Source organism: Nonlabens sp., from assembly GCF_965660805.1.
Classification (GTDB): Bacteria; Bacteroidota; Bacteroidia; order Flavobacteriales; family Flavobacteriaceae; genus Nonlabens.
Map to the genome: position 1 here is coordinate 25,042 of NZ_CBFIBE010000024.1, position 9,706 is coordinate 34,747.

7 protein-coding genes are annotated in these 9,706 nt (G+C 35.7%); 1 reads left to right on the plus strand and 6 read right to left on the minus strand.

What is annotated here, in order from left to right; genetic code table 11:
- Positions 1-18 precede the first annotated feature (18 nt).
- The 6 genes from ACTF48_RS07355 to ACTF48_RS07380 all read right to left on the minus strand — a co-directional run bounded on the left by ACTF48_RS07355 (position 19) and on the right by ACTF48_RS07380 (position 9,218).
- On the minus strand, positions 19-1,413 hold the full coding sequence (locus tag ACTF48_RS07355) for a glycosyltransferase 87 family protein (RefSeq protein ID WP_438962507.1): 1,395 nt from the start codon (positions 1,411-1,413) through the stop codon (positions 19-21).
- A complete protein-coding gene (locus ACTF48_RS07360) occupies positions 1,413-2,900 on the minus strand; it encodes a cellulose synthase family protein (protein WP_438962508.1) in 1,488 nt (495 codons plus the stop codon). Before ACTF48_RS07360 ends, ACTF48_RS07355 begins: the two co-directional genes overlap by 1 nt.
- Positions 2,897-3,601, minus strand: a complete 705-nt coding sequence (locus ACTF48_RS07365) for a glycosyltransferase family 2 protein (RefSeq protein ID WP_438962509.1) — start codon at positions 3,599-3,601, stop codon at positions 2,897-2,899. Before ACTF48_RS07365 ends, ACTF48_RS07360 begins: the two co-directional genes overlap by 4 nt.
- 173 nt (positions 3,602-3,774) lie before the next feature.
- Positions 3,775-6,561: an outer membrane beta-barrel protein gene (locus ACTF48_RS07370; protein WP_438962510.1), complete on the minus strand. Its 2,787-nt coding sequence runs from the start codon at positions 6,559-6,561 to the stop codon at positions 3,775-3,777.
- Positions 6,562-6,816: 255 nt separating this feature from the next.
- Positions 6,817-8,118 (minus strand): ribosome biogenesis GTPase Der, encoded by a 1,302-nt coding sequence (gene der, locus ACTF48_RS07375; RefSeq protein WP_438962511.1) that lies wholly within the window; start codon positions 8,116-8,118, stop codon positions 6,817-6,819.
- A gap of 122 nt (positions 8,119-8,240) precedes the next feature.
- Complete coding sequence (locus ACTF48_RS07380; RefSeq protein WP_438962512.1) at positions 8,241-9,218, minus strand: polyprenyl synthetase family protein; 978 nt, start codon at positions 9,216-9,218, stop codon at positions 8,241-8,243.
- 234 nt (positions 9,219-9,452) lie between these two features.
- Here ACTF48_RS07380 and ACTF48_RS07385 point away from each other — a divergent pair.
- Positions 9,453-9,706 (plus strand): hypothetical protein (locus tag ACTF48_RS07385; protein ID WP_438962513.1); only part of this gene is annotated, 254 nt, incomplete at its 3' end.

Here is a 9,706-nt window from a genome sequence, read left to right on the forward strand (position 1 = left end):
AAAACTTCTTAAAAATAATTAATCAGTCTTAAACACAGTAGAACTATTATTCACAAATATTTCCCAACCAAAAACAAGAAGAACGACCATGTACTGTACAGCGATGAACAGATGGTTCTCTTCAAAATAAACATTAGAGTATGCGTCATAACTTAAAAACACTGTAAAACTCCAAATTACCATGAACCTATACCTTGTAAATACCGAGAAGAGTAACGGAATAGTGAGGTACCAGGGATGCACGGTGGTAGAAAATAACAAATAAGTAAAAAATGCAAAGACGATACTGGAAAGCAATATTTCTGGTTGTTCATTTTTACGCTTAAAGGATAGGATTAAAATAATAAGCACAGTGATGAGCGGTAATATTTTACCAGCAGTCTGAATAATATTATAACCTGTTACTTCATAACCTACGTAACGCACTAGGTAGTAAACACTTCCATTAAACTCAAAATTTCCAAACCACAATCCTACTGATGCTCCATATTTATCTATTAAATCTTGAGAAATAAAAGGAGTGAAACCCATAAGAACTACAGCAGCAACAGCTATGTAATAAAGGATTGCTTTTTTAAATCTAAGCTTTCTTACTAATAAAGGCAGTACCATTACCGGTAGTAATTTTAATAAGATACCGTAGCCCATAAAAAGAACGCTTTGCCATTTTTTATAAACTAATAGATAATAGATAGCCAGAAGTAAAAAGAAAGCCATCATACCTTCCCAATGCAAGTTCCCTGTGAGTTCCACAATCACAAACGGATTCAAATAATATAGCGCTATCAACCACAATGGCTTGCCTAGTAACTTCAATAATTTAATACCGTAGATAAAAACACCTATATCTGCCAGTATTAAAAAAACGCGCATCCAGAGAACACTAGCCAGGATACTATCACCACCTAACCAAGATGCGACAGCAAAAAACAATTGATTCAACGGCGGATAGTTAGTATAATTTGAGCTCGATAACTCACCCATGTTTGCATGTAGAAAAGCAGCGTTAGGAATATGACTTGCTCCAGTTGTAATAACCTCATCAGGCAGGTGTAAATACGGGTTGTAACCATTTAATAACTGGTGCCCATCCCATATGAATCTTAAAAAGTCCTGTGATAGATGCGGTGTGTTTTGCAGCAATACAAGTCTTAGGATAAGCCCAATAAGAAAAAGAGCGCCTATTAAAGGCATTTTATAAAACCACTTGCCTAAAATCGCTGGTGCTATTTCTAAGTTTTGTCGTGTTACTTGTTGAGCTACATAGCATAATCCTATAAAAGCAACGAATAGTATCGTGTAAGTAGTGAAGAGTTGTAGGAACTCTTTTCGCGCAAGCGAGAAAAACAGACTGTATAAAACGATGCTAATTATGGTTAATATGCCTAGGGCATTACTTAACCTGCGTTCCATTATTGTTTATCTGTAATACTACGGAAAAACACAAACCCAAAGCCTATGAACAACATTAAGTGGAAAGGAAAGAGTCCAAAATCGCCGCCTTGATCTCCCACGATAAAGGCTGAATACATTCCAAAGGCAAAATAAAGCATTAAAATTCCCTCAATGATCACATTAGGACTTAATTTTTTCTTGAGGTACTTATTAGTCTTCCAGTTACCACCTACGGCAGCAAGGTTGAATTTAGGAGTGCGCACAAACTCGCTGCGTTTTCCTATATGACCTTCTATAACAGCTATAGAATTATGTAACGAGAATCCCATGGCAATCGAGAAAAAGGTGAAGAACATACCTATGTAACTTATAAAGTTTTTAAGCCCACCACCATAAGTGTTTTTATACATATACCAGTAGCAAACAAAAAATATAATGGTACTGGTCACAAAAAAGCTCATCACTATAAAGTAAAGTCGCAGGTGAGCATATTCATTTTTAATATATAACATAGGGATGCTTAATAGCCCTACTATAAGCACGTTTAAAAACATGGTACTGTTCAACAAATGAAGAACTCCATGCATTTTAGTTTTAAAAGAAAGATTTGAAGAAATGACTCTTTTAAACATTTTTCTGAAATTCTCTGCGCCACCTTTATTCCATCTGAACTGTTGTGAACGAGCTGCACTTATAACGATAGGCAGTTCTGCAGGAGTAGTCACATCTTCTAGATATTTGAATTTCCAGTTTTTAAGTTGTGCTCTGTAGCTCAAGTCTAGATCTTCAGTAAGTGTATCTCCTTCCCAGTTACCTGCATCTATAATGGTTTCTTTGCGCCATATTCCAGCAGTACCATTAAAATTAATGAAATGACCTTGAGAATTACGACCTACTTGTTCTAGTGTAAAATGTGCGTCTAGTGCAAAGGCTTGTATTTGAGTAAGAATCGAATATTCTCTATTCAAGTGAGCCCATCGCGTTTGAACCACACCTATTTCTGGATCTCTAAAATAGATCACGGTTTTCTTTAACCAGTCAGGATCTGGAAGAAAGTCTGCATCAAAAATGGCGATGAATTCTCCTTTAGCATCTACTAATCCTTCTTTTAATGCACCAGCTTTAAACCCTACCCTATTTTCTCTAGTGATATGCACCATATCTAAACCTGTTGCAGCAAGACGTTCTACGTGTTCTCTGGTAGTAATAACGGTATCATCTGTAGAGTCATCGAGCACTTGAATCTCTAGCTTTTCTCGAGGATAATCTATAAGCGCTATGTTATCCAGCAATCGCTCCATCACATAAGCCTCATTAAAAACAGGTAATTGTATAGTTACATAAGGTATTTGATCAGGATCATTAAGGTCATAAGTAGGTCCTGAATCCTTTTTTTTGCGGGCTGATAAATAATTAAACAGCAAGTTTAATTGCGCGATCGCATAGAACAGAATCATCACTAATGATGTGGAGTATATAATAATGCAAATCCATTCTAATGTCATTTCTTGAAGCCGTATTTAATTATCCAGGTTAAGATTTTTATGCCTGCAAATATAGCACCTTTAACAGTACCTGAAACTTTTGAAACACCTATTCTATTACGATATTTCAAAGGAATTTCTAGATAGGTGTATTTTTTTTTAAGTGCTTTTAACTGCATCTCTACTGTCCAGCCATAGGTTTTATCTTCCATATTTAAGGCCAGTAATTTCTCATATTTTATAGCACGGAAAGGCCCTAAATCTGTAAATCGAGACTTAAATAATAATGACATTAAAGAGGTTGCTAGCCAGTTCCCAAATATTTGTGGTCCTGTCATAGAGCCCTTTTCTCTTAGACTTTTCACTCGAGCACCTACCACAAAGTCAATATCCTTATTCATAATAGGCGCTACAAGCTCTGTTAATTGCTCGGGATAATCACTATAATCTCCATCGAGGAACACAATAATATCGGTTTGTTCATTTAATTGAGCGACATAATCCATTCCTTTTAAGCAGGCATACCCATAACCACGACGGTTTTCTGTTAATACCGTTGCCCCAGCATTTTGGGCATTTATTATGGTATCATCGCTGGAATTATTACTTACCACGATCACCTCTGCTACTAGCTCTGGTATATCTTTAACTACTTGAGCAATAGAGTCTGCTTCATTGTAGGCTGGTATAATAACTCTTATAAGGGATGAAGCGGTTTGCAATGGATCATTTTAAGAGGCGGCAAGTTAATAAATATTGTACCAGTTGATCAAGTTAAATTATACAGCATGACGTTATACCTGTTCATCATGTTAAATAGCATGTAAATAAATCGGCATTTTTTTTACGCTTTCGCGAAAGCGTAAACCATAAAAACTATCCATAAAAAATAGCACTAGCTTCTATTAGGATCTTTCCCGCCAAATTTTGAGAATTTATAGGTAAAACTCAACATGAAATATCTTCTTAACACTAAGCTACTAGAGTCTGATATAAAATCTTGAGAAATAGTACGTCGCGTATCTATCACTTGATTTAAAATATCATAAGCCTTTAATTTCACAATGGCCTTATCCTTAGCAAATTTATATCCTAGACTACCTATGAGCACAAAGGAATCGTTATCAAACTCATCTGTAACATTCCCAAAGACATTATACTCACCACGTAATCCCAAGACTAAATTCTTAGGCCAGAAAGTGGTTAAATCAAATGCAGCTGTATGATTTGTAAAACTCTGATCGCCAGGCTCATTTACAACCGTCTGTCCATCAGTAGGGTTTAAGTTGAATTTACTGGTGTTAAAACTAATATTATATTCTGTTTCAAATTCAAAAATATCGTCTATGGCATATTCAAAAACTAGATTAGGTGAAAGGTTAACATTTTGAGTTTCAAAAGCGACTTCATTTGAAAAGCCTTTATTGAGAGAAAGGTTTGCGTCTAAACCTGCAGAGAGGTCTATGGTACGTTTATCTTTTTTGAACTGTAAATTATAGCTGGAATATAGATACCCACTATAGGTTCCATCCACATTAGTATAAGTGGTACTTCTTATTAAATCAGCATTTGTCCTTGTGATACTAACGACCTGATTATCTCTGTAGGTGAAACCACCACCAGAATAAAATCCTTTACCAGCTTCCCAATCATAATTACCTAGATTGAAATAGAGGTTGTGTGTATTTGTCGCTTCTAGATCTGGATTACCCGTAACGATATTCTGAGGATTTGTAGTATTTGTAACGGGTTGCAACTGATTGATACTAGGAACGTTTATATCATTTCTATAGTTAAAATATAACCTCCCAAATTTTCCAAACTGTTTACTCATATATGCCCGTATGTAAGGATTAGAAAACGATCTATCAAAAGAGCTATCGAGTAAAATGTTATTAGTATTTAAAGTTTGATACAGCAATCCACCAGACACTTCCCATCTAAATTTATCATTTCTATAGTTAATCCCTACACTAGGTCTATGCTGAGCATTATCTGTTTCAAAATCATTGCTTAACTGACTATTAAAAATAGTAGCATCACCAGTAATAGGATCTCTATCAAAAACATTTCTTCTTTGCTCATTGCTATTTGCACTAAGTCTATAACTTACCGTCATTCCATAATCTTCACCTAGGGATTTACGCCAGGATGGTGTTATAGCAAATCGGTTTTCTTTAGAATCTTGACGGATCACTTGATTTTGAATCTCAGTATCTGTTACTGTCCCTGAATTTGATGTAATACGTTCAGAGAAAAAGTCATTTACAGATTCAGATTCATTCACACTTATTTCTGTAAACAAGGAAATAGAATTACCTTTTTTCTTAAAGCGCCTGCTAAAATACAGATTTGTACTAGCGTTATAATTGTTAGAATCTGAGTCATTGGTAGTAGTTAGATCTACTTCTTGTCCATTATCATCTGTGGTGTTTGAAACTCGATTACTGATACTGTTATTACTGCGCTGGTTATAACTAGGTTTAATACTTATCGAGGTTAAACTGTCTAGCTCTACTTTTACTCTAGTATTTAAACGATGGGAATCTCCCATATTTCTTCCTGTACTGGAAGAAATGGTGGTAAACCTGCCATCGGGTAAAATAGTAGTGGTTCTATTTTCTGTGGCACTTTCTGTATCATTATTAGCATAAAAGTAACTTGCAGTAAGGTCCACCTTTTCATCCCAATCATTTGCAAGATTTAGCCCAGCGCTTCTACTTGAAGTAATCCCACCAGAACCACCAAAGTTGACACCATTAATCCCAAAACTTCCATTAGAACTACGAGAAATGGAATAAGCACTTCTTCCCATAGCATCATAAATCTCATCAAAAGAGAAGCCTGGGCTATTGATATTATTACTACTTCCCAGTACGCTTACTCTAAATGAGTCTTTAAAATAATTAACGATACCACTCATAGAATAGCGATCATCTGTTCCTGCTCCTGCGGTTAATCTAGAGAACCACCCTTTATTTTTATCTTCATCTATGGTAATATTAATCTCACTAGCATTTGCATCACCAGCCTCACCATTTGCTTTTTGCTCTTCGGTTTTAGATTCTGTGACTTGAATTTTATCAATGATTTCTTTAGGTAAGTTCTTCAGAGCAACTTGTGGATCATTACCAAAAAACTCTTTTCCATTAACCAGTATTTTAGTAACTTCTTTACCATTAACTGTGATTTTACCGTCTTTATCTATTTGAACACCAGGCAATTCTTTAATAACGTCTTCTAGGTTAGCATCGGCCTTTGTGTTAAAGGATTTTGCGTTAAATTCTAAGGTGTCTTGTTTAACCGTGACTGGTGCTTTACGAGCCTTAACCACTATGCCTTCTAGAAACTCAACATCGCTAGAGAGCTCTATAATCCCTAAGTCGATTAAACGACCATTCTTAAAATTAATGCTTTTAGAATACTCTTTATAGCCCGTAAATGAAGTAAAGAAATTAAACTCTTCTACACTTGTGTTTCCCACTAGGGTAAAAACACCTTTCTCATCTGTAATAGAATATGATATTAAAGTGGAATCTTTTTTACTTTCTAAAAAAACAGTGGCGCTTTGTAGAAACTCTTTACTCGTAGAGTCTTGTACTACTCCTTTTACTTCAAACTTCTGAGCATGTAAAGAAGTAAAAGTAAGAAGAGCTATCGCAGTTAATATTTTTTGAATCATAATCGGTCAGCTAGAGAAATGAAATTACTTACATTTTTACTTACTAACGTTATTATATTTTGAAAATTATCACACTCAAGGCTATTCAGACTCGATACAAATAAAAAAACTGTATGAAAAATAATTTCCTTATCTATGAGACTGAGCTTGTAATACCAATTTACAAATTGAAACCAGTATTTCTACAGATCCCATATGACTTATGAAATCGTGAACAACATTATTACAAAGTCAGATATGAGAGCGGGAATACAATTACTTTTTCCTCATGTAAACGCTCACAGGAACTCCATGAAAATTAAAATGTTTCCTTAACTGATTCTCTAGATACCTTTTATAGGCATCTCTTACATACTGCGGTAAATTACAGAAAAATGCAAACTGAGGTTGTGGTGTAGGTAACTGAGTGATGAACTTAATTTTAACAAACTTACCCTTCAATGAAGGCGGCGGATAGTTTTCTATAAGTGGTAACAGCACCTCATTGAGTTCGCTCGTTTTAATGCGTTTAGAACGGTTCTTAAACACCTCAACAGCTGTTTCAATCGCTTTAAAAATACGTTGCTTATTCAGCACAGAGATAAAGACGATAGGAACATCAGTAAACGGCTCCATTTCTCTTCTTATTTGAGCCTCATACTCCTTTGCAGTATTAGTCTCTTTATCTACAAGATCCCATTTATTTACAAGAACTACGATTCCTTTACGGTTGCGCTCTGCCAGCCAAAATATATTTTGTACCTGTCCATCAAAGCCACGTGTCGCGTCCAGAATAAGGATACAAACATCAGCATGTTCTATGGCTCTTACACTGCGCATAACACTATAGAACTCCAGATCTTCTTTTACTTTCTTTTTTCTACGTATTCCAGCAGTATCTACAAGGTTAAATTCAAAACCAAAGCGGTTGTACTTAGTATCTATAGAATCTCTAGTAGTTCCAGCTATGTCTGTAACGATATAACGTTCCTCACCTATTAAGGCGTTTATAAAAGAAGATTTTCCAGCGTTAGGCCTACCTACTACCGCAAATCGAGGCAAGTCTTCATCTTTTCTCACAGGCGTATCTGGTAACAACTCAACGATTCTATCCAGTATTTCTCCTGTTCCACTACCGCTGGTACTAGAAAGTGTAAAATATTCTCCTAAACCTAGGTTATAAAACTCATAAGCATCTTGCTCTCTTTGAGGATTATCTACTTTATTAACAGCCAGAATAACAGGTTTTTCAATCTTACGTAGAAGGTTTGCAACATCTTCATCCATAGAGGTAATCCCTGTTTCAGCATCAGTCATAAAAAGAATAACATCAGCCTCATCTATGGCTAGTTCTACTTGATGATCTATTTGTGCTTCAAAAACGTCATCACTTCCTATAGCATAACCACCGGTATCTATTAGAGAAAATTCCTTTCCATTCCAGTCGCTTTTACCATAATGACGGTCTCGTGTGACACCACTTACCGCATCGGTAATGGCTTCTCTGCGTTGTATCAACCTATTAAAAAGTGTAGATTTCCCCACATTAGGTCGTCCTACTATTGCTACTATACTCATGCTGTTTTCTTTGCGGTTGCAAAGGTACGTTATTGTTGCTAGGTAATGTGATGTGAAATTGATGGTTTTTATTTCGCTTTCGCGAAAGCGTAAATTCACAACAACAGGTGAACGTTTAAGGATTACTTTTTGCGGTCTATTACATATTCCACCATGAGTTCCAGGGAACGTTTATATTCAGAATCTGGATAGGTGTTTAAAATACCCATGGCCTTATCTTTATATTCATACATGGCATTTACCGCATAATCGAGACCACCATTATCCTTTACAAAATCTATAACCTGTTTCACTCGTTTTTTATCACGATTGTGTTTCTTAACAGAATTAATCAACCATTTACGGTCTTTAGAACTCGCTGTTTGCAGCGTATGAATAAGCGGTAAGGTCATTTTTTGCTCCTTAATGTCTATACCGGTAGGTTTTCCTATACGCTCATTACCATAATCAAAAAGATCATCCTTAATCTGAAAAGCAATCCCTATCATCTCACCAAACTCACGCATGCTCTCCACATCTTTACTTCCAGGATCTACGGCACAGGCACCTAAACTGCAACAGGCAGCGATAAGTGTGGCTGTTTTTTTGCGTATGATATCATAATAAACATCTTCAGTAATATCAAGTCTACGTGCTTTTTCTATTTGAAGCAACTCACCTTCACTCATTTCGCGTACAGCAACACTTATAATTTGTAATAAGTCAAAATCGCCGTTATCTATACTCAATAACAACCCTTTAGAGAGTAAATAGTCACCTACTAAAACTGCAATTTTATTTTTCCATAAAGCGTTTACAGAGAAAAAGCCACGACGTTTTAAACTATCATCTACTACATCATCATGCACTAAAGTAGCTGTATGTATCAACTCAATGACCGCTGCACCTCTATAAGTGCGATCATTTACCTGCCCATCTCCTACCATTTTTGCTACCAGAAAAACAAACATGGGACGCATTTGTTTTCCTTTACGGTTTACAATAAAATGGGTGATTCTATTCAGTAATGCAATACGCGATGCCATAGCCAGTTGAAATTTCTTTTCAAAAAGCTCCATCTCATGGGCAACCGGTTTTTTTATTTGCTCTACTATTTTCATTGCTACAAATATACTTACCCAGCCGTAAGGATTTAAAACTTTAGGAAAATTAATAGATATAAAGCAACTTCTTTAAATTCATAAAGAACAGAAACCCGTCATTATAACTGATTAATTAGTATTTTATCGAGCTTTAAACCCAATCTTTCCCTTAGACGTTAAAAGTTAAACAATTGAGTCGTTCACTTTTTAAGATATATCTATCTTTGGAGGAATTAAATAAATTATTATAACATGAAAAAAATTACTTTTTTACTTGCGTTAATTGCAAGTTCGATCTCTTTTGCACAAACTACTTGTGCAGGTGCACCTGCTTTAAGCACAACAGGTGTTAATACGGTTACAGCTTTTGGTACTGAAGTTTCTGCCACATGTAGTGGGAATGGCGACGGAACTGGAACTGCTTGGTATACTTATACCGCAACTGGTGACGGTGTACTAAATCTATCTAGCGACATAGCGTCAAATAATAATGCCGATACTAGGGT

Excerpts from the sequence above, each read along its gene's own strand:
- ACTF48_RS07355 (WP_438962507.1), bottom strand. The coding sequence starts at position 1,413 with ATGGAACGCAGGTTAAGTAATGCCCTAGGCATATTAACCATAATTAGC.
- ACTF48_RS07360 (WP_438962508.1), bottom strand. The coding sequence starts at position 2,900 with ATGACATTAGAATGGATTTGCATTATTATATACTCCACATCATTAGTG.
- ACTF48_RS07370 (WP_438962510.1), bottom strand. The coding sequence starts at position 6,561 with ATGATTCAAAAAATATTAACTGCGATAGCTCTTCTTACTTTTACTTCT.
- der (WP_438962511.1), bottom strand. The coding sequence starts at position 8,118 with ATGAGTATAGTAGCAATAGTAGGACGACCTAATGTGGGGAAATCTACA.
- ACTF48_RS07380 (WP_438962512.1), bottom strand. The coding sequence starts at position 9,218 with ATGAAAATAGTAGAGCAAATAAAAAAACCGGTTGCCCATGAGATGGAG.